This is a genomic window from Rhizobium sp. WW_1, assembly GCF_003610155.1.
GTDB lineage: Bacteria > Pseudomonadota > Alphaproteobacteria > Rhizobiales > Rhizobiaceae > Rhizobium > Rhizobium tropici_A.
On the sequence record NZ_RAIN01000024.1, the window covers coordinates 1 to 26168 of the forward strand.

The 26168-nt window shown below is 59.7% G+C and carries 19 protein-coding genes and 1 pseudogene; 13 read left to right on the plus strand and 7 right to left on the minus strand.

What is annotated here, in order from left to right; genetic code table 11:
• Nucleotides 1–1269, minus strand: a 1269-nt coding sequence (locus BJ928_RS34660; RefSeq protein WP_147413971.1) for a hypothetical protein, incomplete at its 3' end; no start/stop codon positions are given.
• Between the two features lie 826 nt (nucleotides 1270–2095).
• On the opposite strand from BJ928_RS34660, the gene BJ928_RS39045 reads away from it, so the two are divergent.
• The 4 genes and pseudogenes from BJ928_RS39045 to BJ928_RS34675 all read left to right on the plus strand — a co-directional run bounded on the left by BJ928_RS39045 (nucleotide 2096) and on the right by BJ928_RS34675 (nucleotide 4556).
• Nucleotides 2096–2245, plus strand: a complete 150-nt coding sequence (locus BJ928_RS39045) for a hypothetical protein (RefSeq protein ID WP_156151471.1) — start codon at nucleotides 2096–2098, stop codon at nucleotides 2243–2245.
• A gap of 275 nt (nucleotides 2246–2520) precedes the next feature.
• A pseudogene (locus BJ928_RS34665) lies at nucleotides 2521–2832 on the plus strand (molybdopterin-dependent oxidoreductase); the annotation flags it as partial.
• A 775-nt stretch (nucleotides 2833–3607) separates the two neighbouring features.
• Nucleotides 3608–3922 (plus strand): chorismate mutase, encoded by a 315-nt coding sequence (locus BJ928_RS34670; RefSeq protein ID WP_082012085.1) that lies wholly within the window; start codon nucleotides 3608–3610, stop codon nucleotides 3920–3922.
• Nucleotides 3923–4097: 175 nt separating this feature from the next.
• Nucleotides 4098–4556 (plus strand): hypothetical protein, encoded by a 459-nt coding sequence (locus tag BJ928_RS34675; RefSeq protein ID WP_047637250.1) that lies wholly within the window; start codon nucleotides 4098–4100, stop codon nucleotides 4554–4556.
• Nucleotides 4557–4669: 113 nt separating this feature from the next.
• Here the strand turns inward: BJ928_RS34675 and BJ928_RS34680 are convergent, their stop codons facing one another.
• Nucleotides 4670–5344 (minus strand): GntR family transcriptional regulator, encoded by a 675-nt coding sequence (locus BJ928_RS34680; RefSeq protein WP_120296804.1) that lies wholly within the window; start codon nucleotides 5342–5344, stop codon nucleotides 4670–4672.
• Between the two features lie 303 nt (nucleotides 5345–5647).
• Here BJ928_RS34680 and BJ928_RS34685 point away from each other — a divergent pair, with 303 nt between their 5' ends.
• The 7 genes from BJ928_RS34685 (at nucleotide 5648) to BJ928_RS34715 (ending at nucleotide 15467) form a co-directional block, all read left to right on the plus strand.
• Nucleotides 5648–6676: a proline racemase family protein gene (locus tag BJ928_RS34685; RefSeq protein WP_047636296.1), complete on the plus strand. Its 1029-nt coding sequence runs from the start codon at nucleotides 5648–5650 to the stop codon at nucleotides 6674–6676.
• Nucleotides 6677–6762: 86 nt separating this feature from the next.
• Nucleotides 6763–8502 carry an ABC transporter substrate-binding protein gene (locus BJ928_RS34690; RefSeq protein WP_047636295.1) on the plus strand — a complete coding sequence of 580 codons (1740 nt, stop codon included), beginning with the start codon at nucleotides 6763–6765 and terminating at the stop codon, nucleotides 8500–8502.
• A 77-nt stretch (nucleotides 8503–8579) separates the two neighbouring features.
• Nucleotides 8580–10430 (plus strand): ABC transporter ATP-binding protein, encoded by a 1851-nt coding sequence (locus BJ928_RS34695; protein ID WP_047636294.1) that lies wholly within the window; start codon nucleotides 8580–8582, stop codon nucleotides 10428–10430.
• Nucleotides 10427–11395 (plus strand): ABC transporter permease, encoded by a 969-nt coding sequence (locus BJ928_RS34700; RefSeq protein ID WP_047636293.1) that lies wholly within the window; start codon nucleotides 10427–10429, stop codon nucleotides 11393–11395. Before BJ928_RS34695 ends, BJ928_RS34700 begins: the two co-directional genes overlap by 4 nt.
• Nucleotides 11392–12345 carry an ABC transporter permease gene (locus BJ928_RS34705; protein ID WP_047636291.1) on the plus strand — a complete coding sequence of 318 codons (954 nt, stop codon included), beginning with the start codon at nucleotides 11392–11394 and terminating at the stop codon, nucleotides 12343–12345. The genes BJ928_RS34700 and BJ928_RS34705 overlap by 4 nt, the downstream gene beginning before the upstream one ends.
• Nucleotides 12346–12354: 9 nt before the next feature.
• Entirely contained in the window at nucleotides 12355–13656 is a 1302-nt protein-coding gene (locus tag BJ928_RS34710; protein WP_047636290.1) for an alpha/beta fold hydrolase, read from the plus strand.
• Nucleotides 13657–13670: 14 nt separating this feature from the next.
• Nucleotides 13671–15467, plus strand: coding sequence for an aminopeptidase P family protein (locus BJ928_RS34715; RefSeq protein WP_052227991.1), 1797 nt, complete (start codon nucleotides 13671–13673; stop codon nucleotides 15465–15467).
• Between the two features lie 293 nt (nucleotides 15468–15760).
• Here BJ928_RS34715 and rtcR read toward each other — a convergent pair whose 3' ends face one another.
• A complete protein-coding gene (gene rtcR / locus BJ928_RS34720; protein ID WP_047636288.1) occupies nucleotides 15761–17365 on the minus strand; it encodes an RNA repair transcriptional activator RtcR in 1605 nt (534 codons plus the stop codon).
• 210 nt (nucleotides 17366–17575) lie between these two features.
• Between rtcR and BJ928_RS34725 the strand changes: the two genes are divergently transcribed.
• Nucleotides 17576–19132, plus strand: a complete 1557-nt coding sequence (locus BJ928_RS34725; RefSeq protein ID WP_047636286.1) for an RNA-binding protein — start codon at nucleotides 17576–17578, stop codon at nucleotides 19130–19132.
• A 538-nt stretch (nucleotides 19133–19670) separates the two neighbouring features.
• A complete protein-coding gene (locus tag BJ928_RS34730; protein ID WP_047636284.1) occupies nucleotides 19671–21077 on the plus strand; it encodes an RtcB family protein in 1407 nt (468 codons plus the stop codon).
• 212 nt (nucleotides 21078–21289) lie between these two features.
• On the opposite strand, the gene BJ928_RS34735 is transcribed toward BJ928_RS34730, so the two are convergent.
• The 4 genes from BJ928_RS34735 to BJ928_RS34750 are packed head-to-tail and all read right to left on the minus strand — an operon-like array spanning nucleotide 21290 to nucleotide 26056.
• Nucleotides 21290–22564 carry a D-tagatose-bisphosphate aldolase, class II, non-catalytic subunit gene (locus BJ928_RS34735; protein ID WP_047636283.1) on the minus strand — a complete coding sequence of 425 codons (1275 nt, stop codon included), beginning with the start codon at nucleotides 22562–22564 and terminating at the stop codon, nucleotides 21290–21292.
• A complete protein-coding gene (locus BJ928_RS34740) occupies nucleotides 22561–23517 on the minus strand; it encodes a sugar kinase (protein ID WP_047636317.1) in 957 nt (318 codons plus the stop codon). Before BJ928_RS34740 ends, BJ928_RS34735 begins: the two co-directional genes overlap by 4 nt.
• Nucleotides 23518–23519: 2 nt before the next feature.
• The gene (locus BJ928_RS34745) at nucleotides 23520–24515 is read right to left on the minus strand and encodes an ABC transporter permease (protein WP_047636282.1); all 996 of its coding nucleotides are present in this window, start codon (nucleotides 24513–24515) and stop codon (nucleotides 23520–23522) included.
• Nucleotides 24512–26056: a sugar ABC transporter ATP-binding protein gene (locus tag BJ928_RS34750; RefSeq protein WP_047636280.1), complete on the minus strand. Its 1545-nt coding sequence runs from the start codon at nucleotides 26054–26056 to the stop codon at nucleotides 24512–24514. The genes BJ928_RS34745 and BJ928_RS34750 overlap by 4 nt, the downstream gene beginning before the upstream one ends.
• Between the last annotated feature and the right edge of the window lie 112 nt (nucleotides 26057–26168).

A 26168-nucleotide genomic window follows, 5' to 3' on the forward strand; every position in this document is an offset into this window, starting at 1 on the left:
TGCCTCGAACAGCTCATGGATGCAAAGGTCAGAGCCATAGTCATGCACCGTCGCGTTCCAACCCTCCACAAGCTGCAAACGCTCATCCGACGGCAAGAGATTGAGGCGCCCGACCGGGCCTACCGAAACGCCCTGGCTCAGCGCTTCTTCGGCAAGCACCACCAAGTGCCTGCTCATTCGTTCGGTTTGCTCGTCGGAGAGCTTCGTCTGGTCATATATCCACCGCAAGGCTCCATCCGAAGCCCGAATCTGCAGTGTCAACACGCCGCCAACAACGCCCTGATCGGCAATCTCGGACTTAGGGCGGCTATCGTCGCCAATAATGGCTATGCCAAAGTCCCAAGGGAAGGCGCGCCGCAATTCCGCGATCCGGCGTAGCTGTGGTACCTGCATCAGCAGATCCCTGACATAACTTCCGGCTGATACCGCCCGCTTGCAAGCTTCCGCTATCTCAGATCTTACTTCGGCAAAGCTTTGATCGGCGTCAATTTCGACCTCCATGGGAACGACAGACGCCAACAACCCTTCCAGCAGTGGTGAACGCGGCACCTGCGCCTTCCACCCAAATTGAATTGTCATCTCGCTGTTGGTTCGCGCCAAGTATACCGCCCACGCCGCCAAGATGGACTCGACCCGCAAAGCAGGATCGAGTTTTGCAAGCGCATCAATCCGCTGCCATGGACTACCCCTCCACAGCGGCTCGCCTGAGGCATGTCCTGAGATCGACAGCGGGCAATACCCCTCCAGCGCACGGAGCCAAAAATCTTCATATGCCGCAGCCGTCTGATACGCCTCATCGAGAACCTGCACATCCTCCCGGGAGAGCGTCGGCAATACTTCGTTCGGATATAGTTGGAGCTCTCGGGCCAGATCGCCGGCGGCTTGCAGCTTCCCTGTCAGTTCCGACAAATCTGCAACAACAACATCGGTGCTGCCAGTTGCCACACGCCAATAATATGCTCCAATCTCCAGCAACGTTCCCGCCGCACAGCCAGATCGCGTCGGAAGCACCTCCAACCGCCCTACCCGCACCGCTCGCCCGGGAAGCCGGATCTTGGCTGACACTCGTGGGCCACCGTGATGCGGTGACTGCAAAGCAGATACCAGCGTCGACAAATGTGCCGCCGAGCGGTCCCATTGCAAAAAACCTCCCGCCTCTGGAAGAGGGCGGTCGCTATCCCCGGCTATGAGATTTTCGCCTTTCGTTGCCTCTCCCGAGCTCACCGGAAATTCGATACCTCCCTCATTCGCAGCTTGGTAGAATTTCACGTCCAGCGCCTCCCAGCCCAGCAAGATTCCACGTTCAGAACACGCACTTCCACGCTGCGACCATCGGAGCTGATGGCAGCTTTAAATACTCATCAATGTCAGCTATTAGCTGCGCTTTAGCCGTACCTCACATGCCTGCGCAGCATTGTCATGACACCAGCCGGGGCATGTGCTTAGCCGGCGCGATAAGGCCGAAGGCGGATCTAGATCTCTCTCCACAGACGATAGATTAACTGGCCCTCGGGCGTCAGCTTGGGCGCCAAAAGAACATGTCTCTTTGCGTTATCGAATTCCGTCCCAAATCATATTTTGGGTATTGGTATCAAACGCAATCGAAACTCACAACCCAAAAGTTAGTCTATGATACAATCAATCTATCTTGGCGCGATTTTCTTGCAAAAACAGCCACATAATACCCGCTGGCACGGGCACAGAGACTGCTCCGGCCTCCATCCCGTTGGCTATCGCGACGAATCGGCGCACCGACCGAAGGCATCCCTTAATTGACCTCTTTGAGCAACAATCGTTCGATGCAATCAAGATGGAACGCTCATCCATTTACTCAGAATTGCACACGGCCTCCTTCTCAACCTCATGCTTACAGAGGAGTTGATGCAATGCAGTTGCCGGAGAGATACTGCTCGTTTGGCTATTGCAGCGTCGACGATGCCGACCCCAAAAGCCTGCCGGGAGGGCCCGCGTTCTCCGCAGTCACACCGTCCGTGGAGGCATATAAAGTACACAGTAACAAGATCTGCGATTGCTCCTAACTCGATGCCAAACACTCGAAGGTGAACCCTGGTCGGCGTTGAAGATTGGCCCATCTGTGAAAGTGAACCGTCTTGAGGTATGGCTTGAGCCTGAAGAGGACGTTGAAGCGGCAGCAAAGGGACACATGGCGGAAGAGACCGTCATAAGGCTTCGTCAGGTTGGCATGCCGAACGTGCAGGGCAAATCGATGGCCGAAGCGATCTAGTCGATAGGCGTAACGGAAATCACACACTATCGGGGCGCTCCGCAATCGGCGGCCTGAAGGACGACTGTATGTAGCGGCTGAAGGAGCTGGAGGCGGAGAATGTCCGCCTGCGGCGTGCTGTTTCCGACCTCGTTTTGGTGGATGCATTGAGCCGCCCATTTATGCATGTCGGCGGTACTGCTCCTGACCATAGGAACAAGGCCTTGACAAACTACCTACTAGTTGGTAGTTTTAAGATATGAGCAATCTTTCTTCGACGTCCGGCCGGCGCTCGGCTTGGACTTGTGCTTCAGGCAACTGCGCTGAAACCCAATGCCCGCTTCGCCGTCTTCCATTGCGCCGATCAACTGGAGAAGACGCTCGATGGCAGTGGCGGGTACTACGAGAGTATCCATCTCATCGACGCATTTCGTCCACAGACCATCTTCGGCCATGCGATGAACGGCACCGATTTGACCATAGGGCACGGCGCTCCACTTCGGCTGCGGGTGTAGAGGCAGCTTGGCTATAAGTGGGCCAAATACCTCATGCGCATCGAGATCGTTGACCGCTTCGATGGTCTGTGGGGCGGTAACGGCGGCTTCTGAGAAGACCGGGGATACGAGTGGTGTGCAGGAATCTAGGCTCTCATAAGCTGGCAACCCCTTCCAAACATATCCTGGCGATGGCGACCGTCGGCCACGGGATCGGGCGACCAGGCTGCTTGTTCACAGCGACAGAAACACCGTCAACGATCGCAGGAGCCCTGCACATCCGCAATCGCATGAAACTGAGCACACGGAGAAGCTAAAAATGAGCTGTTCACAACGAGAAAGACAGATTGGGCGTGTTTCGGCAGTTATGCGATCATCGCCGGCATCCAATGTCAGTATCTGCCGTACCACCTCGATAACGTCGGATCCGAGGAATGCTTGGATCGCTCACAGACAGTCGGCCATTACTGCGGCTTTGGCGAGATGCCGTGCGGAGCGCTTCGACCCAGGCGAATATGATTCTGAAAATCCGCCACTTAACCGAGGTGGGCGCAGCCTTTCTGGGGAAAGCGCACGAATAGGTCAAAGCAATTGGGATGGGACATCGCCATTTGGCCAATACATAGGCTATCTTTGATCACCGTTACCATTATCCCGGCCAAAGCGAACCGATGGGACTGCATTACCTCAAGGCGCAAGGCCATCAACCTTATACCGACCTCATCCCGAGGATGACTAAAATATTTGGAATCTCATCGCAATTTTCAGGAAACTTCCTGATGATTTCGATGAAATGACTTCAACCGAAAGACACACGCCGTCTTGATGACTGCGGAGATTTTATAACATGAGCATGCTTGCTATAGGGCAATAAGGAAAAGGTTTCATTATGGAAAGCAATAATGTTTCGGAGCAACTTTCCTCATATCGTCAGACTATCGACAATATCGATGCCGCATTGGTCAATATGTTGGCGGAGCGTTTTCGTTGTACCGACAATGTTGGTATTCTGAAAGCCGAACATGCACTGCCAGCGGCGGACAAAGACCGGGAGAAACAGCAATTGTTCCGATTGAAAATACTGGCCACGGAAGCCGGGCTGGATCAAGTGCTTGTTCAAGAGATCATGCAGTTCATCATCGATAAGGTAGTCCAGCGTCACATCGAGATCGCCCGTCAGCATCAAGCAAAGTCAATCAGATGAATTGCCGCATTGACCAGCGCCGAGGTTTGTTCACGGCCTTGCGACTGAATTCTCGCGTCGGAGCTGCTCATACGAGGATTATTGGTTCAGACGCCGATCTTGACAGAGCGTTACTTTGGAATAGTTCCCGTCCGTTGGCCAGTTGACGCTCTCCAATGCTAGTCGAGGAATTTTAATGAGAAATGCAGTTTTATTCGCCACCACACTCATCGCTGCCGTCGCCACCGGCGTCGCCGCACATGCAGGCGAACCTTCTGGTAAAGGCCCTTTCAAAATGCTGGTCGCGCCCGAGCAGGTTTTCAATTTGAAGGCAAAAGCGTGGAAACCTGTTCCAAACAAGGACAGCTTCGTCCTGACCCACGATGACGAGTTCTACCTCACGGCCGCCAAACGCGAAGACGGCATGCTGATGCTGCTTGTCCGCCAGCCCAGCACCGACAAGCAGGGGCAGTTTTTTTATGCGGGATATTATCTCAAATGCGGGGTGATGGCTGATGTACCCTTCTTCACGCAAAACGCGGATGAACTGAAGGGCGAACTCGCCAATCCGCAGGCAGATGACGCGGAGGCTCGGATGAGCTTCGGCGAAGGCACCGGAATGCACGACCTTTATACTCTCGTCTGCCCGTCCTGAGGGCATCTGTAGGCTTGAAAGCCGAGTGTTCCACGCGCCGGTTCAGAGGCTTTAGTTTCTTTTACGCGGTGCCGGTCGTGTTGATCTCACTTGCCTGACTTGCGATTCAGCTGTCAGCTTCGTCTGGCAGGCAAGTGGTGCAGCAGCGACTGGCACACTCGCATGATGTGATCGGTCAGGAACGCGGCCGCCTTTTCCACGTCGCCCGTCCTGCAGAGTGCCAGCAACTCGCGATGCTCGCGGTCTGCCGTTTCCTTGCCGTGCGACAAAGTAAGCTGCACCCGCAAGTAGCGTTCAATCTTATCGTTGATAGAGCGGATCGTGCTGACCAGATAGGGTCTTTGCGCGTCCTCATAGAGACAGCTGTGAAACTGCCAGTTCAGTTCGGACCAGCGCGCGACATCGGCTTCCTCCATAAAGGCGTCGCAATAACCCTTCGCCTTCTCGAAAGTCTTTTCCGTCATGAAGGGAATGGAAAGTCTCAGCGCATTCGATTCCAGAATGCTCCGCACCTCGAAGATCTGCACGATTTCCGGCTCCGAAACGCTGGTAACGATCGCGCCCCTGTTACGATGGAACTCCACCAACCCTTCGGCCTCAAGGCGCTTCAGCGCCTCGCGAACCGGGATCTTGCTGACATTGAAGAGACGCGCGACATCGTCCTGGCGGATCGGCTCGCCTTCGTCGAGCGAGCCGTCGGCAATGGCATCGCGGATGAACTTCAGAATCACATCGGATGTGCTCGGCGCCTTTCCCAGATTGGGTATCTCTTCGATATTGAGAGGCATGCAGTCTTTGTTCCCTGGAAACGGCAAATCTGATCGAAGGGTGGAGCCGCGATATCCACTCAATATCTTGATCTCCCGAGGCGGCGCAAGCATGCATGTCGCCTGTTCGGCCAAGGCCGTCATTGGCATTTCCTGCGCGATAACGTCGCTTGACGTCCCTCTATAATCGTATACGTTATCCCAAAATTCAAGATAACGTATACGATTATGATCATTAGGGAGGACAGTCGCATGGTAATTCTTCGGACATTGCACAGCAGCGGCCCCGCTTCTCTATTTGCAATCGGAAAGAACTGAACAGAAATGCGCACATCGAAAGTCGTTCATGTCGTCAGCTGCCACGCCGAGGGAGAAGTCGGCGATGTCATCGTCGGTGGGGTCGCTCCTCCCCCCGGCGCGACCGTCTGGGAACAATCGCGCTGGATCGCCCGGGACGAAACCCTGAGGAACTTCGTTCTCAACGAACCGCGGGGCGGCGTTTTCCGCCACGTCAACCTGCTGGTTCCGCCGAAGAACCCCGAGGCGCAGATGGCATGGATCATCATGGAGCCAGCCGATACGCCGCCCATGTCCGGATCGAACTCGATCTGCGTGTCGACCGTTCTACTCGACACCGGCATCATCCCCATGCAGGAGCCGATCACCCGCATGGTGCTGGAGGCGCCGGGCGGCCTGATCGAAGTGAAGGCGGAGTGCCGCAACGGCAAGGCCGAGCGCATTCACGTGCGCAATGTCCCCTCCTTTGCCGACAAGCTCGATGCCAAGCTCGAAGTCGAAGGCATCGGCACGATCACCGTCGACACCGCCTATGGTGGCGACAGCTTCGTGCTTGTGGACGCGGCCTCGCTCGGCCTCAACCTGCAGCCCGATCAGGCGCGCGACATCGCCCGGCTCGGCGTGAAGATCACGGAAGCCGCCAATGAACAGCTGGGCTTTCGCCATCCGGTCAACGATTGGAACCACATCTCCTTCTGCCAGATCACCGACCCTGTTCAGATGAAGGATGGAGTCCTCCGGGGAAAGAACGCCGTCGCCATCCGTCCCGGCAAGATCGACCGCTCGCCGACGGGCACCGGCTGTTCGGCACGCATGGCCGTTCTGCATGCCAAGGGTCAGATGAAGGTCGGCGACCGCTTCGTCGGGACCTCGCTCATCGATACCGAATTCCATTGCAGCATCGACGGCGCCGTCGATCTCAACGGCAAATCCGCGATCAGCCCGATCATCTCCGGCCGCGCCTGGGTGATCGGCACGCACCAGTTGATGGTCGATCCGGACGATCCGTTCCCGGCCGGCTACCGGCTGTCCGACACCTGGCCGATGGATCTTTGAGAGACGGACGGCAACCACGATGGAAGGCGTTCTCCGGAACGCCCTCGGCCAAGCATGATCAACGCAAGTAGATTGGGAGGATAGACATGCGTACTCTATTGAAATCGACCGTTTCGGTCGCATCTTTGCTCATCGCTCTTTCGCTGCCGGGTTTCGCGACCGCGGACGAACCGGTCAAGGGCGGAACCCTGCGGATACTCGCCACCGGCGAACCGGACCATATCGATCCCGCGCTGGCGGGAATGGTGAATACCAACAATCTGCTGCGCGCCATATCGCGGCAATTGATCAGCTATGAAGCCTCGACCGATCCCGATGTCGCCATCAAGCCGGTCGGCGATCTCGCGACGGACGTGCCCCAGCCGACGAATGATGGGCTGACATACACGTTCAAACTGCGCCAGGGCGCCATGTGGAATGCACCGTCCGGCGCGCGCCAAATCACGTCGGCGGATGTGAAACGCGGCTTCAAGCGGCTCTGCAATCCATACATGCAGGCCTCGACCCTCACCTATTTCACCGCACTCGTCTCCGGGCTTGGCGAATTCTGTGATGGCTTTGCCAAGGTTCAGCCGACGGCTGCGGACATGAAGAAGTATATAGAGGGAAATGACGTCAAAGGCATCGAGACGCCTGATGACCAGACCGTGGTTTTCCACCTCAAGGAACGCGCTGGCGACTTCATCTACATGCTCTCGCTGCCCATGCCGGCGCCTGCACCGATCGAAGTCCTCGACTATATCCCCGACAGCCCGGAATATCGCACGCATTTTGTCGGCAGCGGTCCCTATACGATCGGTGAATACACGCCCGACACCAGTCTGAAGCTGGTGCGCAATCCCGCCTGGAAGGCGGAAAGCGATCCGCTGCGCAAGGCGTATGTCGACGATATCGAGATCACCATGGGGCTGCAGGCCGATGCCATCATGCAGCAGTTGCAGTCGGGCGACGCCGATCTCGCCTATGACATCAACGTCCCCACAGCCATCCTGGCGACGCTCGCCGCCAACGGCGACGAGAAGCTGACGGCGCTTTCGGCCGGCAACACGAACTTCCTGTTCATCAACACCGTCTCGGACAACAACAAGGGTGCTCTTAAAGACATTCGCGTCCGCAAGGCGCTGGAATATGCGATCGACAAGGCCGCGATCGTCCAGCAATGGGGCGGCCCGAAGGTGGCGGAACCCGCAACCGGCATTTTCGGACTTGGCGTACTCGGACATCACAAGTTCGATCTCTATCCCTCGCCGGAATCCAAGGGCGACCCGGAAAAGGCCAAGGCCCTGCTCGCCGAAGCCGGTTTCCCGAACGGCATCACGCTGAAGATGCCCTACCGCAACAAGGATCTGGAAGTGGCGACCGCCGCCACCATTCAGGCCAGCATGGCGCGCGCCGGCATCAAGCTCGAACTGGCGCCGGTCACCGCCGCCGACTACTACTCCAAATTCATGACCAATCCGGTAAACACCAAGAACGGCACCTGGGACATCGCGCCCGTGGGCTGGACGCCGGACTGGGTCGGGGGTGCAGCGCGCTCCGTCTTCCAGCCGCAGTTCACCTTCAACGGCACGCACCAGACCTATAACTACACCGATTACAACAACCCGAAGGCCAACGAGACAGCCGCAAAGGCCATCAACGCGACCACGCCGGAGGAAACCGGTAAATTATGGGCAGAGGTCGACGAGATGGTCATGGCAGACGCGCCGGTCGTTCCGCTGATCGCCAACAAGAACCCGCGTTATCGCAGCGAAGCGGTGAAGAACTTCCAGCCCTATGCCCTGGGCGTGGAGGGCGACTGGACGAACCTTTGGATCGAACGCTGATCCGGCATCTTCGTGCATGGCGCCGCGGCCTGGTTGCGGCGCCTGAACGCAACCTCGATTGAAGTGCGAGTTTACCCTTGACCATATTGGAGGCAAAGGGACTGACGGTCGATATTCCGACCGAGGATGGCGTGGTACATGCCGTACGCAACGTCTCCTTTTCGATCAGGCCCGGTTCGATTTTCGGCATTGCAGGCGAATCCGGTTCGGGAAAGAGCGTCCTGACGCAGGCCGTCATGGGGCTGCTGCCCAATGCCGACATTCGCGGCGAGGTCTGGTTCGAGGGCCGCAACCTTCTCAACCTGCCGCAGCCCGACATGCGCCGCCTGCGGGGCGGCCGCATCGGCATGGTGTTTCAGGACCCGCTCTCGAGCCTGCATCCCTTCTACACGATCGGTTCGCAGATCGCCGAGGTCCTGCATACACATGAGACGATCGACCGCGACGCCGCCCGGGCTCGCGTGATCGACATGCTCGGCAAGGTCGGCATTCCCTCGCCCGCTGAGCGTTTCGACAGCTATCCGCATCAGTTTTCGGGGGGCATGCGCCAGCGCGTCATGATCGCCATGGCGCTGATCCTCAATCCTGCGCTCATCATTGCCGACGAGCCGACGACGGCGCTCGATGTCACCGTGCAGGCCCAGATTATCGATCTGCTCGACACCATGCGGCGCGATTTCGGCACCACCATCATCCTGATCACGCATGACCTCGGCCTACTGTCGAGCGTCGCCGACGATGTCATGGTCATGTATGCCGGCAACCGGCTCGAATATGGCCCGGCCCGCAGCGTGTTCCGTTCGCCGGCCCACCCCTATACGGCGGGGCTGCTGCGCTCGACACCTGCAAGCTACGAGCCCGGGGCGCAATTGGTGCCGATCAAGGGGCGCCCGCCGAGCCTTTTGACGACGCCCGCCGGATGCATCTTCGCGCCTCGCTGCGGCCAGGTGGTTGCCGATTGCACGAAGCGCATTCCGCCGTTACGCGTCTATAGCGACGGCGTCGAATCCCTCTGTCTGCTGGAGCCGGACACGGCATCCTCGCCATCGGCCGCAACGCCTGAAAAGGTCGAATCCAAAGCAATCGGCACCGAACAGATCGCATCGATCGAAAATGTTCACCTCACCTATCAAATCGGCAGCTTCTTTGGACAGAAACGCACCCTCGAAGTCCTCAAGGGCATCGATCTCACGGTCGCGCGCGGAGAAACAGTCGGGCTCGTCGGCGAGAGCGGCTGCGGGAAATCCACGCTGGCGCGCATCGTCGCCGGACTGACGCCGGCAACCTCGGGCACCATCAATGTGCTCGGCCACGACATGAGCAATCTCAAGGGTCGCGAATGGCGAGAGATGCGCCGGCAGATCCAGCTCGTCTTCCAAGACCCCTTCGGCTCCCTTAATCCGCGTCGTCGGGTGGGCGCCATCATCGGCGACCCCTTCCGCCTCCATGGCGTGGCATCGGGAGAGGAGCGGCGCGAAAAAGTGCGGCATCTGATGGAGCTGGTTGGCCTCAACCCCGAGCACTATAATCGCTTTCCAGCCGAGTTTTCCGGCGGCCAGCGACAGAGGATCGGCATCGCGCAGGCCCTGGCACTCAATCCGGCGCTCATCATCTGCGACGAGCCCGTCTCCGCGCTCGACGTATCGATCCAGGCGCAGGTCCTCAACTTGCTCAAGCAATTGCAGCAGGAACTGGGCCTGACCTACCTGTTCATTTCGCACGATCTGTCCGTCGTGCGCCATATCTGCGACAGGATCGCCGTCATGCAGGGCGGCAAGATCGTCGAGCTGGCCGCGGCAGAACAGCTCTTCGCCGATCCGCGACATCCTTACACCCGCACACTGCTATCCGCGTCGAAAACACTCTCCATCATTGAGGATGGCGAGCCTCCGCGGTCGTTGATCGAGACGAGACAGGTGACAGCATGAACGACGTCGCGACATCGGATGCTTCCACCCAGGCGGATGTGGTACAGCGTGGCTCGCTCGAACTGACGCTGCGGCGCCTGCGGCGCGACAAGGCGAGCATGATCGCCCTTTGCGTCATTCTCGCGGTCGTCGTTCTGGCGATTGCAGCTCCCTGGATCGCCGCACTTACCGGGCATTCGCCGATCGAACAGTTCCGCGACATCGGCCTGTCGCCGGCAGGCATTCCCGTCGGGCCCGGCGAGCAATTCTGGCTCGGCACCGACCAACTCGGCCGCGACGTGTTGGTGCGCCTCGCCTATGGCGCCCGCATTTCCCTGCTGGTCGGGGTATTCGCCTCGGTGCTGGCGTCGACGATCGCGGTGATCGTCGGCACGACGGCCGGTTATCATGGTGGCCTGACCGACATCGTGCTCAGCCGGCTGATGGATCTCGTCATGAGTGTTCCCTTCCTGCTCTGCGCTCTTGCACTCGTATCGGCGTTTGGGCCGAGCCTGATGCTCAGCGTCTGCGTCATCGTCTTCTTCAGCTGGGCCCCTATGGCACGCGTCATCCGCGGTCAGGTGATTTCGCTGCGCAAGCAGGATTTCGTGCAGGCAAGCCGCTCGCTCGGCGCAGGTCCGCTCTCGATCATGATCGTCGACATCCTGCCCAATCTCGCGGCTCCCATCATCGTCTACACCACCATGCAGATCCCAAGCTCGATCGTCTTCGAGGCGACGCTGTCATTCCTCGGCATGGGTATCGTGCCGCCAACGCCAAGCTGGGGCGGTATGCTGGCGGATGCCTCCTCCAACTCCCTCTACCTGGTCGCCTGGTGGCTGGTCTTCGTGCCCGGCACGGCGCTTCTTCTGACGACGCTTGCCTTCAACATCTTAGGTGACGGCCTGCGCGACGCGCTCGACCCAAAAAGCGCCCGCACGGTTCGTCGTTTCAGGCTGAAATCCAAAGGAGCGTCGAAACGATGATCCGCTTTCTCACCCAGCGCCTGATTTTCGGAGCGGGCGTCCTCCTGATGCTCTCAGCCTTCGTGTTCTTCCTGTTCTTCGTCGCGCCCGGCGATCCCGCCCGCATGATCGCCGGCGACAAGGCGACCGAGGCGCAGCTTATACAGATCCGCAAGAATCTCGGCGTGGACCGCCCGATCGTCGTTCAATATGCCAGCTTTCTTTCAAGAGCGATCAGCGGCGATCTCGGCTTTTCCTACCGCAATCAGCAGCCGGTCGCGCCGATCATAGTTCGGCGCATTCCCGTCACCCTGTCTCTCGTCCTGGGTGGCGCATTGCTCTGGCTGGCCATCGGCATTCCGATGGGCATCATGTCGGCGCGCTATGCCGGCGGCCTGCGGGATCGCATCGGCCAGGCGTTCATCCTCGTCGGCTTGAGCTTCCCGACCTTCGTGCTTGGCATGATGTCGCTCTATCTTCTCTATTTCATTCCCAAGCAGGCCGGATTCACGCTGTTTCCTCCCGGCGGATACAAGGCGCTAACCACCCAGCCGCTGCTCTGGGCGTGGCACCTCGTCCTGCCATGGACGACGCTCGCCTTGACCATGGCCGCAGTCTATGCCCGGCTGACGCGCGGCCAGATGCTCGACGTGATGGGCGAGGATTACATTCGCACTGCCCGCGCCAAGGGTCTCAGCGAACGGCGCGTGATCTGGAAGCATGGCTTGCGTGCCGTCCTGACGCCGCTCGTCACACAGCTTGGAGCAGATATTGCCATGCTGCTCGGCGGCGTTATCATCATCGAGCAGGTTTATGGACTACAAGGCGTGGGGGCGCTCGCCGTTCAGGCCGTCGCCAACCAGGACCGCCCCATCATCATCGGCGTGGTCTTGCTCGGCGGGGTGTTCATCGTCATTTCCAACATCGTCGTCGACCTGTTCTATGTGCTGCTCGATCCTCGCGTACGCTGAAAGAAAATCATGATCATTTCCGAATACACCATCCCCGGAATGCATATCCGCGATCACGTCCTCTCCGTGCCGCTCGACTGGTCCGACCCATCGAGCAAAGCCATCGAGTTCTTCGCGCGGGAGGTGGTCGATCCGGTGCGCAAGAACGAAGCCCTGCCGGTTCTTTGCTTCCTTCAGGGCGGTCCCGGCGGCAAGTCGCCCCGCCCAACGCGCGGCGGGCCGTCATGGCTCGCCCAGGCGCTGAAGACGCATCGTGTCATCCTGCCGGATCAACGCGGCACCGGACGCTCGACGCCGGTCGACACCGCGATGATCGGTGAGCTCGATGGAGAGGCGGGCGGGGATTATCTCGCCTGTTTCCGCGCAGATTCCATCATCAAGGACCTGGAGCATTTCCGAAAGACCGTTCTCGGCGGCCGGCGCTGGCAGACGCTCGGCCAGAGCTATGGCGGTTTCCTCACCTTCACCTATCTGAGCCAGGCGCCGGAAGCTCTGTCGGCCAGCTACATCGCCGGCGGCATCCCAAGCCTTGAACCTGACGCCGACGAAGTCTATCGCCACACCTATCCGCGTGTCCGTGCCAAGAACGCTGCCTACTACAAGCGCTATCCCGGCGATATCGCGCTGGTGAGCAAAGTGGCTGATTTCATCGAAGGCAATGACGTGCGGCTGCCGGATGGCGACCGGCTGAGCGTGCGCCGCCTGCAGACCATCGGTCTCGATTTTGGCATGGCACACGGCTTTGAGAACATTCACTGGCTGATGGATGAAGCCTTTGCGGACCGGAAGGAAGGAAGGCTTTCCGACCACTTTCTGGCTTCGGTGATGGACCTGACCTCCTATCACAGCAACCCGCTGTTTGCGGCTATCCACGAGGCGATCTATGGCGAGGGCGACGGCGCGACGGCCTGGTCCGCCGAACGGCTACGGCCCAATTTCGCTGAATTCAATCCCGCTGCTCGCCCTCTGCTGTTTACCGGCGAGATGATCTATCCGTGGATGTTCGAAGAGATCGCGTCCCTTCGGCCGTTCAGGGCCGCGGCGGAGGCTCTTGCCGGACGGCCTCGTCACAGCGTGCTTTACGATCGCGATCGCCTCGCTACAAACGAGGTCCCGGTCGCAGCGGCGATCTACCACGACGACATGTATGTCGATGCCGGCCTTTCGCTCCAAACCGCGCGCGCCGTCGGCAATCTGGACTTCTGGATCACCAATGAATTCGAGCATGACGGCATTCGCCAGTCGGCATCGGTGTTCGAACGGCTGGTCGCGCTGGTCGCGCAAAAGGGCGGGCCGCTTGCGGCCGAATGATCGTGGGGACGACAATGAGCAAGACTGAAGATTCGGGCAAGCTGGCCAATGTGCGCGCCTGGATTGCGGGGGCAAAGCTGGATGGCTTGATCGTGCCGCGAACGGATGCACACCAAAGCGAAGTGACCGCCGCGCATGACAATTGCCTGGAATATATCAGCGGCTTCACCGGTTCCGCCGGCATGGCGCTCGTGCAGCCGGAGCAGGCGCTGATCTTCGTCGACGGGCGCTATCAGGTGCAGGTGCGCAACGAAGTGGATCTATCCGCCTTTGCCGTGCACCATCTCCACAACGACCCGCTTGACCTCTGGTTAAGGCGTCACGGAAAGCCGGGCTGGCGGATCGGCATTCACACCCTGCTCATCAGCGGCGCCCTCTATGAAAAGCTGTATGCCGGATGCAAGGCGGCTGATGTCGAACTGATAACGCTCGATGCCGATCCTTTCGACGCAATATGGACTGACCGTCCGCCTCGCCCGGTCGGCCTCATCAGGCCAATGCCGCTTTCGGTTTCCGGAGAGACGTCCGCCAGCAAGCGCCAGCGGATTACGACCAAGCTCAAGGCTTTGGGGGCAGACCAGCTCATAGAAACCTCGCCCGACAATATTGCCTGGCTCTTGAACGTGCGCGGTTCCGATGTCGCCATGGACCCGGTGCCGCACTCGTTCCTGCTGCTAGGCGCAGACAACCGCGCCGAATGGTTCGTGGATCACCGCAAGCTCGGCAACGATCGGGCCGAGTTCGAATTGTCCGATGTCACGATCGCTGATCCGGAGGACTTTCTTGGCGCCGTTGGAAAGGTGTCAGCCGGGAAGACGACGTTGATCGACCCCAACTTCGCACCGCAAGCCGTCCGCGCCCATATCAAGACGGCAGGCGGCCGGACGATCGAGCAGACGAGCCTTCTTGCGAGCGCGAAGGCCACCAAAAATACCACGGAGCTGGAAGGATTTCGCGCCTGCCATCTCGAGGACGGAATTGCGCTCACCAATTTCCTTGCCTGGCTCGACAACGAATGGCATCGCCGGCAGGCTGCAAATCTGCCCTTGACCGAGCTGGATGCCGAGGAGCAACTGATTGCCTTTCGCGCCAGGCAGGCCGGCTATTTCGAACCGAGCTTCCGCACGATTTCGGCCACAGGCGGCAATGCGGCCATGTGCCACTATCACGCTCAACCCGACACGAATGCCGCCATTGAAGACAACAGCTTCTACCTGATCGATTCAGGCGGCCAATATGCCAACGGGACGACGGATGTGACGCGCACCGTTCTCTTCGGCACGGCAACCGATGAAATGCGGCAAACCTACACCGCGGTTCTGAAGGGTTTCATCTCGCTGGTGACAGCGCGCTTCCCGCTTGGAACGCAGGGACATCAGCTCGATGCGCTGGCGCGCCGTCCCCTATGGGACATGGGGCTCGACTACGATCACGGAACCGGACACGGCGTCGGCCATAATCTGCTGATCCATGAGTATCCGCATCGTTTTGCGAAGAAGCCCAACCTGCACAATTTGGAACCCGGCACGATCATGACCGTCGAGCCCGGCTATTACAAAGCGGACGTCTTCGGCATCCGAATCGAGAACCAGGTGGAAGTCACAGCCGACCGGCCGGGCTTTTGCCGTTTCGATAGCCTGACACTGGCACCCATCGATCTCCGCATGGCCAATGTCGACAGCCTGACGGCGACGGAAGTCGATTTCCTCGATGGCTATCACGCAGATGTTCGGGATCAGCTTCTCGGTAAGGTGGATGCTGAGGCCCAACCTTATCTTCTCTGGCACACTCGGCCGATTGCCGAGCGCTGAGTCCTAAATCGACACGGGCAATTCGCATATGATTTCATCACGGCTGAACAGCCATCGTCCGCACCAGCATTCCGGCGGCTTTATACTATCTCGCCTAGCTGGCGACAGCGCTCGAAGAGACAGGGACTACCCCGGTTTTTGGTTTGCTCTTGATAAGGATTTGAACCGCCGGCCCGGTGTTTCAAACGCCCATAGATCTTCCAAACTTTCGAGACCACCACTTTTGGACCAGACTGACCTATGAACCCCGTCCTTCGGCACTCTGGGAAGAAGCTCCGCCGAACCCGCAATCGTCACGGTTGTTTCAGGTCCTCAAATCTGACGCCGAAGCGCGCAAGATATTTCGTCAGGCGATCTGCGTCATTGCTGCTTTTCTTTTCCAATCGCGAGATTGCGAACAGAGCTCTGCCGGCAGAACTCGCCGTCGCATGTTCGCGGCAGATGTGAAGGACGGCTGCAAGCTGTGCCGCGTCAAAGCGATCGAGGCGATCGGCAGCCTCTGCACCCAGCACGTCTTCAAGGATCAGATCCGGTCCAGCGTCATCATTCGAGCGACGCCAAAGCGCATTTAGCCGCTCAATTTCGTCGTCAACGACATCGCTCGTAATGCGCCCATGCGGCGCGAGTGTCGCCATGCGCGTCACCGAGGCCGACAAATCACGGAAATTGGCGCTCCAGACGGCTTGTGAACCGGTTGCGAAGGAAAGATACCGTTCACGCGCTTCCTTGTTGAAGGTAACGTTCTCGCCTTCCCGCTCCAAGTAGCGTCTGAGTTCGAAGTCGAGGTTGGGTTCTATGTCTTCCCTGCGTTCACGTAAGGCCGGTAGCTGGAAGGTCCAGAGATTGAGCCGGGCGTAGAGGTCTTCGCGGAACCGTCCGTTGCGGACATCCTCGCCGAGATCGCGGTTGGTGCCTGCAAGCAGCTGGAATTGCGCTGACACCTCCCGGTCGGCGCCGACGGGTAAGAATCTCTTTTCCTCGATCGCGCGCAGACACATGGCCTGCTCATCGAGGCCGAGTTCGCCAATTTCGTCGAGGAACAGCACGCCCTTGTCGGCGGATTTGAGAAGGCCTGCACGCTCACCAGCCGCGCCGGTAAACGCCCCCTTCACATGACCGAACAGCGTGGACATGGCCTGGTCGCCACGCAATGTCGCACAGTTGACTTCGACGAAAGGTCCGCTGACCTTCCGTTGGGTCTTCTTCAACTCGTAGATCCGGCGGGCAAGCTGCGACTTGCCGGCACCTGTTGGCCCCGTCAGGAGGACCGGTGCAGTCGATCTGATCACCACTCTTTCGATCTCGTCGATCATCCGGTTGAAAGCCCCGTTACGGGTCGATATGCCTGATTTCAAGAAGGAAGCCGCGTCTTCCCGTTCGGAGGCAAAGCGCTTGGCGATCTCGTCATAGCGCGAAAGATCCAGATCGATAATGCGGTGAGTGCCGGCGAAGTCTTGTTCGCCCTCCCTGTCGCGCGGCGGCGAGAGTTGCAACAGTCGGCCCGGAATGATGCGCGCCTCCGTCAGCAGGAACCAACAGATCTGTGCTACGTGGGTGCCGGTCGTGATATTGACGAGGTAATCTTCGACGTCGGGGTCAAAGCTGTAGCGGCGCGCAAAGTCTCTAAGGCTCGTATAGACTTCCGAGAAATCCCAGGGGTCGCGAAAGTTGATGACATTGCTGCGCACCTCGGTCGCCGGCGAAACCGTTCCTATATCGCCGATGATCCGATCGCTGAGAGCCTGTGCGTGATTGTCGTGGATCAGTTCCAGCCGATCGACGAAGAGCCCGGATTGCTGGCAAAGCGCGACGGTAGGGCGCCAACGGCTCCAGCGATTGTCCCATTTCCCCGCATCGAGGGTCGTTCCCAATATGCTGATGGCTACGCGTCGCTTCACGGTTTATCCAAAATTATAAATCTCTATATTTTTAGATAATACCTTCAGGATCTCAAATTTCGCAACCGGAGACATCTCGTCTCGGCGAGAAAATTTTTAACGCGAAAAAACAATAGGATATTGAAATAATCCGCCCCCATTCCACTCAGCTCCCCAAACTGGCACGCGGCTTGAAAGGTATCTGGCACGAACGAAACAAGAGGTGCCATCATGGCCAACAAGGCAATCTTCAAATCCTACCTCGGAAAGCTGCTTCCGGGCACGGACACGAACAATCACGCAGCCGCCCCCGCCTATCGGCTGACGCCCCACGAAGCGCTGGCGCAATATGCCGTCACGGGTACGTTCAACAGCACCTTCTATGCGGACGGAGCAGAGCAGCTGGACATGGTGAAAGCGCTTGCTCTTGAAGTGGAGCCGGAATTCCTCGCCAAGGTGGCTATCTACGCAGCTGAGAAGGGTCATATGAAGGATATGCCTGTGACGTTGCTTGCAATGCTCTCCAGCCTTCAGAGCGATGCCTTTGCCCGTGCATTCCCGCGGGTAGTGAAAAGCGGCAAGATGCTGCGCGGCTTCGTGCAGGTCATGCGCTCCGGCGCTACGGGCCGCAAGTCGCTGGGCACGCGGCCGAAGAAGGCGGTGCAGGCATGGCTTGAGCGGGCCAGCACGGAACAGATCCTGCGCGCAATGGTCGGCAACGACCCTTCGCTCGCAGATGTCATCCGCATGGTGCATCCAAAGCCGGCGACGGAGGAACGCAAGGCGCTCTATGCCTGGGCAATCGGCAAGCCGTACGACTATGCGGCGCTGCCGGAGCTTGTCAGGGCGTTGGAAGCCTTTCGCAAGGGCCAGGCACGTCCGGTTCCGGACGTTCCGTTCCAGATGTTGACCTCGTTGCCGCTGACGCGGAGGCATTGGGTCGAGATCGCCCGCAAGGGGGGCTGGCAGATGGTGCGGCAGAACCTCAATACCTTTGCGCGCAACGGCGTGTTCGAGGTCAAGGGTTTTGCCGAGGCGTTGGCGGCGCGGCTTGCCGATCCGGATGAAGTCCGCAAGGCGAAGGTCTTCCCCTATCAGCTCATGATGGCGTGGAAGATGGTCGACGGCCAGGTTCCCGAGGTCGTACGGGATGCGCTGCAGGATGCGATGGATATCGCCATCTCCAACGTTCCGTCGCTGACGGGCAATGTCGTGCTCTGCCCCGATGTTTCCGGCTCCATGGGTTCGCCCGTGACCGGTTACCGGAAGGGCGCGACGTCCTCGGTCCGCTGCATCGACGTCGCCGGCCTGATGACCGCGGCGTTCCTGCAGCGCAACCCGAACGCAAGGGTGCTGCCGTTCGAAAATGACGTAGTGCATGTCAGCCTTAACAAGCGAGATTCGGTCATGACCAATGCCGACAAGCTGGCGAAGATCGGCGGCGGCGGAACCAACTGCTCCGCACCGCTGCGCAAACTGGCAAACGAGAAGGCCAAGGTCGATCTCGTCGTGTTCATCTCGGACAATGAATCCTGGGTGGATGCGCGTGGGAACGGTCAGCCGACCGCGGTGATGACGGAATGGGCAAGGATCAAGCGACACAACCCGGCTGCGAAGCTGGTCTGCCTCGACATCCAGCCCCATGCGACGACACAGGCGCCGACCCGCGCCGACGTACTCAACATCGGCGGCTTTTCCGATGCCGTCTATGACGTTATCGCAGCCTTCGCGGCCAACGGCCAGGGAGCGGACGGCTGGGTCAACGCCATCGAGCAGATCGAGCTCTGACAAGCTCGACAAAGCAATAGCTTCGCGCCGCGAATGGCGCGAAGGCCGTGACGAATGCCGGATGAAACTACAGATCGTTAATCTCCAGGTCGCGGGTTCGAATCCCGTCGGGTCCTCCAATTTCATGGGCTCGTAGCTCAGCGGTAGAGCAGGACGTTTCACCACACCTCGTCGTCACGGACGAAATGACATGGCGAATGCCGAGGAAACTACATTGGTTGCCCTTCGGGGTGCGGGTTCAAACCCCGCCCTGCTGCGCGATTCCCAAAAGGGAGGACCAGCAGGTTGTTTCCTCAAGACTGGTCGCCATGGCCAAATGCAGCGGCGAATGCCAGGCGGAACTACAGCCACCAAAGTTGGATGGTCTGGCAGGTTCGACTCCTCCTGGGCATACGCTCTCTGGCACGAGCGGGGCCATCCGGTTTCGTCCACCCTCGTCGCCGCTGCATCGATCGCATGCATATCCCCGCTTGACGGGACAAAGAAACGCAATTGAACCAGAAGGACTGCAGACGCAGAAAAGACAATGACAACGGTAATGAGCGGACAGGATTTGATCGACGCCGGCATGAGCCAGGGAAAGTGGTTTCGCCCGGCTCTTGATGCGGCCAATGCGATTCTGAGCAAGGGTGGCTCGATGGCGGATGCGCTGGAAGCGGCAAAGGCCTTCCAGCCCGGACCAACGCTCGCCTTGAGGGCCGACAACGACATCGAGATCTATTCGAATATCCGCGCCGAAAACGCCTTCGAGCAGGACAATGTCGAGAAGGTCAACGCGACGATGCGGGCGCTGGTGCGCACGCCGGTCGTCCGTTCCGCGGCGATCATGCCGGACGCCTGCCCGGCAGGCCCGATCGGCACGATCCCGGTTGGCGGCGTGGTCGCTTCCGAAGCGATCCATCCCGGCATGCATTCGGCCGATATCTGCTGCTCGATGGCAATCTCGATCTTTCCGGGCGTCGATCCGAAAGCGCTGCTGGATGCCGTACACTCCGTGACGCATTTTGGTCCGGGCGGCCGCCCACGCGGCGCGCAGATCAAGCCTTCCGAGGCGACGCTATCGGCTTTCGAGCAGAACCCCTATCTGCGCGACGGAGCGCTGAGTGTCGGCATCGAACACTTCGCGACCCAGGGCGACGGCAATCATTTCGCCTATGTCGGAACCATGAAGTCGACCGGCGAAACGGCGCTCGTCACCCATCATGGATCGCGAGCTCCCGGTGCGCGGCTCTATGACAAGGGCATGAAGGTCGCCAATCGTTTCCGCGAGCAGATCTCGCCAGAGACCCATCGTGAGAACGCCTGGATTCCGGCGGACACCGAGGAAGGCGACCTCTACTGGTCGGCCCTGCAGACAATCCGCCGGTGGACGAAGGAAAACCACTATGTCCTTCACGACATGGCGGCGGAAAAGCTTTCGGCCAAGGTCACAGACCGGTTCTGGAACGAACACAATTTCGTTTTCCGGAAGTCGGATGGGTTGTTTTACCACGGAAAGGGTGCGACACCCGCCTTCGACAAATGGGCCGACGACGCGACCGATCTCACAATCATTCCGCTCAACATGGCGGAACCCGTGCTGATCGTTCGTGGAACGAATGCTGCTCATGGTCTCGGCTTCTCGCCGCATGGTGCCGGCCGTAATATTTCGCGCAGCGCGCATATACGGCAGCTGGCCGCGGAGTATGGGGCGGACTCACGTGGGCTTAGCCCGAACAACATCGCAGCAATCCTGGAGAAGGAGACAAGCGGTCTCGACGTACGCTTCTTCTCCGGTTTTGCCGACGTGTCGGAATTGCCGAGCGCCTACAAGAGCGCCGCCAACGTGCGGGCGCAGATTGAGCATTACGGTCTTGCCGAAGTGGTCGACGAGGTGATCCCGTTTGGGAGCATCATGGCCGGCGATTGGCAGAAGAATGCGCCCTGGCGCAAAAAGCGCCTGTAAGTATCGGCGAAGGCGGCAAGCTCGCCTTCGCCCCATCTCGGCATCGCTTGTCCAGCGCCTTTGCCGGTAACGACAGCCACCCATGGCGATGGCGAGTCGAACCTCATGGCAGCCCGCGATGGTCTGCGGATTGATTGAATTCCCTGCGGCGAGCACTTCGCCGATGACGCGCCGCACCGAGCGTCCACGGGTCTTTCGGGGAGGCGGATGCGCTAAGCCGCCGCCCGATTATAAGTACGGATGACGCTGCGGATGGCCTCCAACGCCAGCGGACGCGCCTTTGCCTCCACCATGCCGGCGGCGACGGCCGGGTAGAGTGCGCCGAGATACTGGCTGACTAGCGTCTCCGGCAATTCCCGGTCGCCGAGCCTTTGGAACAAGCCCTCGACAAGTGCTGCAGCGGCGGGATGCGGCCAGTAGTAGCGAATGCGGTCGCTGTAGGAGAAATGCCGCTGAATGCGCAGCTCCGCCTCGTTGCCATGATAGTATTTCTGCCAGTTCTTAGGCTCTGCGAGCAAAAGCGCTTCCATACCCTGCCGCAAGGTTTCCGGCCCGTTATCAAGGACAGCAGCGATCTGATCGAGACCGTAGAGCGCTTCGCGCAGTGCGAAGGTCAGACCCGGACCAACCTTGAGAATGGCAAAGCCGTCCTCGACGAGCCCGCGCAGGGCTGAAGCCGGCTGATAGTCGGTCGAGTGCGCTTCGAAGACGAACTGCGGCATGCGGCCGAGAACATTGCTGAGATCGCGGGCGGCAGCACGGTCGTAGACCACGACATTCTCATTGCCGAACTCGACGCCCGGCTGCACCACGACGCCGATGGCACGGGCGAAGGCACTTTCGAGACCGACAGCGGCAAAGGCGCGGCGATGCACCTCAACAGTTTCCAGCGCTGCCTCCGGGCTGGTCAATTCCAGATGGTCGAGTGCTTCCATGGCGCCGCCGGGGATCGGCACTTCCGTGCCGACGATATAGACAGGCAAATCAAAGCCCGATTCCGCTGCCGCCTTTTCCGCGACCAGCGCAAGACGCGCGGCGCGTTCGGCGGTCACTGCATCCGACAAAGCCACCGGTTCGCCGGCGCAGCCCATCGAGGTGTCAAGATGGATCTTCGTGAAGCCGGCGCGCACGAAGGCGTCCATCATCACTTCGGAGCGCTGCATCGCCTCTTCTGCCGGCAGGTGTTTCCATGGGTTGGGACCCAGATGGTCGCCACCGAGGATCAGCCGGCGCGTGTCAAAATCGACGCGAGCGGCGATCTCCTCCACGAAGCGGCGGAAATCGGCAGGCGTCATGCCGGTATAGCCACCCTCCTGGTTGACCTGGTTGCAGGTGGCTTCGATCAGCACGTCCGTATCGACTGCAAGTCCCTCGAGGAAAGCGGCTTCGACAACCAACGGATGGGCCGAGCAAATGGAAGCAATGCCGCGCCGTTCGCCCGCCGCATAGCGGGCAGGAAGTGCGCTGAGGGTCTTGGTGCTGCTCATGACGATACTCCGGAAAGATTGCGGGCGGCGAGAAAGGCTTCGATCTCGGCCATGCTGGACGTGCCTTCCATCGGCCCCTTGACCCCGACGGCGCGTGCGCCGGTGGCATTGGCGATGACGAGGGCCTCGTCTGCGGGCATGCCGCGCAGCCAGCAGGTGACGAAGGCCGCACCGAAACTGTCGCCAGCGCCGGTCGGGTCGACCTCTTCAACCCTAAAGGCCGGGGCCATGGTCTCGCCGGAGGCATCGAAATAGCTGGCGCCCTCGGCGCCGCGCTTGATGACGACGGCCTTGATGCCTCGAGCAAGCAATTCCGCAACGGCGGCCCTTTCCTCCGTTGCCTGGGTAAACAGGAAGATCTCCGCACCGCTCGGCATGAAGAGGTCGGTATTCTCAAGTGCATGGCCAAGCGCCTCGCGCATGCCCGGCAGCTCCAGCATTTCCTTGCGGATATTGGGATCGAAGGAGACCGTGCCGCCCTTCGCCTTGATGCGCCGGGTCGCCTCGTGAATGGCCTCGACGATGCCGTCCGAGAAGAGCGCGGAGCCCATGATATGCAGGTGGTCGGCCGTCTCGACCAGCGCCTCGGCCTGTGGAGTCAAGCCAATGGCGGAGCAGGCGCTGTGCTTGATGTTGAAGATGAAATCGCGATTGCCGTCCTGCCGGTAACGTACGAAGGCGCTGCCGGTTGCGGCAGTCGGATGCACTGCGATGGCGGAAACATCCGCGCCGTCATAGCGCAGGCGTTCGACGTTGAGCACGCCGAAATCATCGTTGCCGACCGCACTGACGATACCGCAGGGCTGACCGAGCTTGGCCGCCTGGTCAATGAAGATTGCCGGCGCACCCGAGGCAAAAGGTCCGATCAGCGGGATGGCGGACAGGAAGCCGTTGCCCGTTTCGACCGCCATGATCTCGACGACGATTTCGCCGATGGTGATGATCTTCTTCATGCTCATGTCCGCACCGCCTTGCTACGCACGTCCAGCCAGACGGCGATGAGAATGACCAGACCCTTGACGATGAGCTGGTAGAAATACGGCACCGACAGCATGTTCATACCGTTGTTGATGACGCCGATGATCAATGCGCCGAGAATGGTGCCGACCATCGTGCCGACGCCGCCGGCAAGCGAGGTGCCGCCAAGCACGACAGCCGCAATGGCGTCAAGCTCGTAACCCATGCCGGAGTTGGTCTGTGCGGAGGACAGGCGCGAAGAAAGCAGGATGCCGCTGATAGCCGCCATCACGCCGGAAATCATGAAAACGATGATCTTGATGCGATCGACGCGAATACCGGAATAGACGGCGGCCTCGCGGTTGCCGCCGGAAAGATAGACCTGCCGGCCGAAAATCGACTTCGACAGGACGATGTGGTTGATTGCGAAGAGCACGGCCATGATCCAGATGATGATCGGAAGCCCAAGGAAGTTCTCCGAACCGATGGCGAGCCAGGCATCGTTGTCGATCATGGCCGGGGCGCCATTGGTCGGCAGGCTGACGACACCGCGATAGATACCCATGCTCGCGACAGTCACGATGAAGGACGGCAGCATCAGCTTTGCAGACAGCGCCCCGTTCAAGCCTCCCATGATGGCGCCAGCCACCAATGTCAGAAGAACGGTCGGCAAAAAGCCGAAGCCCATGGCGAAAGCCTGTGCCGCCACCATGCCGGCAACCGCGATGATCGAGCCGATCGAAAGATCGATCTCGCCAAGCAGGATGACATAGGTCATGCCGTAAGCGGCAACGGCAACGACCGCCACCTGCTGCATGATGTTCATGAAGTTGTTGATCGCGAGGAAGCGCGGGTTCAGCACCGAAAAGACAATGCAAAGCACGGCAAGCGAAATGATGATGCCGCCATACTGGCGCACCACCGGCGAACGGAAGAACGACTGGCGGACCTGGGTGTCCGCACCCCTCCCCTGCGTAGTCTGGACATTGCTCATGCGTGCATCCCCGCTGCATAGGTCATAACGGTTTCGGGTGTCAGGCCTTGGGCATCGAGCACGGCTGCCAGGCTCCTGTTGTGCATCACGACGACACGATCGCTGAGGCCGAGTACCTCGGGCAATTCCGAGGAGACCATCAGGATCGCCGCACCTTCGGCGGCAAGCTCGCGGATGATGCGGTAGATTTCGAATTTTGCGCCGACGTCGACGCCGCGCGTCGGTTCGTCGAGGATCAGCACGCGCGGCCTGATCTGCAGCCATTTGGCAAGCACGATCTTCTGCTGATTGCCGCCGCTGAGCGAGCCGGCAGTCGTGTCGATCGAGGCGGCCTTGATCGCGAGGCGCAGGACTTCTGTCTTGGCGGCGGCACGCTCGGCGCTGCCACGCATCAAACCGAAGGGGCCGGCGAGCTGCTTCAGCGCCACCATGTTGACGTTGCGCTCGACGCTGTGCGCGAGCACAAGACCCTCTTCCTTGCGGTTTTCCGTTACGAAGGCGATACCGTTGCGGATCGCGTCAGAGGGCGAGGAAAGCGTCAACGGCTTGCCGTCAAGGAGGATCTGTCCTTCCGGGCGTTCCATGCCAAAGAGCGCCTTCATGATGTCGGACCGGCCTGAACCGATCAGGCCGAAAAGACCGACGACTTCGCCTGGCTTCACATCGATGGAGACATCGTGGAATTTGCCTGGCACCGTGAGGCTTTTCGTCGCCAGCACGGGCGCGATGCCCGCCGCCGGACGTAGCGCGACGCGCGGCGGGTAGATATCTTTCATTTCACGACCGACCATCAGTGCGATCAGCTTGTCGATGCTGGTCTCGCTCTTCTCCGTCGTGGTGACATATTCGCCGTCACGAATGACAGTAATATCGTCGGAAAGCCGCATGATTTCTTCCATGCGGTGCGAGATATAGATGATCGCCTTGCCGCGCGCCTTCAGCCGCTCGATGATCGAGAACAGGATTTCCGCCTCGCTATCGGACAGCGACGATGTCGGTTCGTCGAGAATCACCACGTCCGCAGGCAGGCTGAGGCCCTTGGCGATTTCGACAAGCTGGCGCTGAGCGATCGAGAGATCGCCGACCTTGGCATGGACATTGACCGGCAGGCCGAGATCTTCGATCAGCGCTTCGGCCTTGGCGACGAGCGCGCGATCGCGGACGAAACCAAAGCGGCTCGGCTCGTGGCTGGCAAAGATATTCTGTGCGACCGAGAGGTTTCGGCAGAGGCTGAGCTCCTGAAAGACAATCGAAATGCCGTGAGCACGGGCGTCACGCGGGTTCTGCGGCTGGTAGGCCTTGCCTGACAGCAGGATCTCGCCTGAGGTCGGCTTGTAGACGCCCGCGAGGATCTTCATCAGCGTTGACTTGCCAGCACCGTTTTCGCCCAGCAGCGTATGCACGCGACCGCGACGAACCTTAAGGTTCATGCGCTTCAGCGCCTGCACGGCGCCGAAGGATTTGGCGACATCGCGGATTTCCAGCACCGTCTCGGCGCCTGGCGATAGCTCCTGCCGTGTGGCTGCTTTGCTTTGTGTCACGCACGATCCTCCCCGGCTGCCCGCATCGGTAGCAGCTAGCACGGCCATTGGCGAATGAACGAATAAGATGGTTGCAATCCAGGCCACAGACAACAATGGCCGTCCGGGCAAG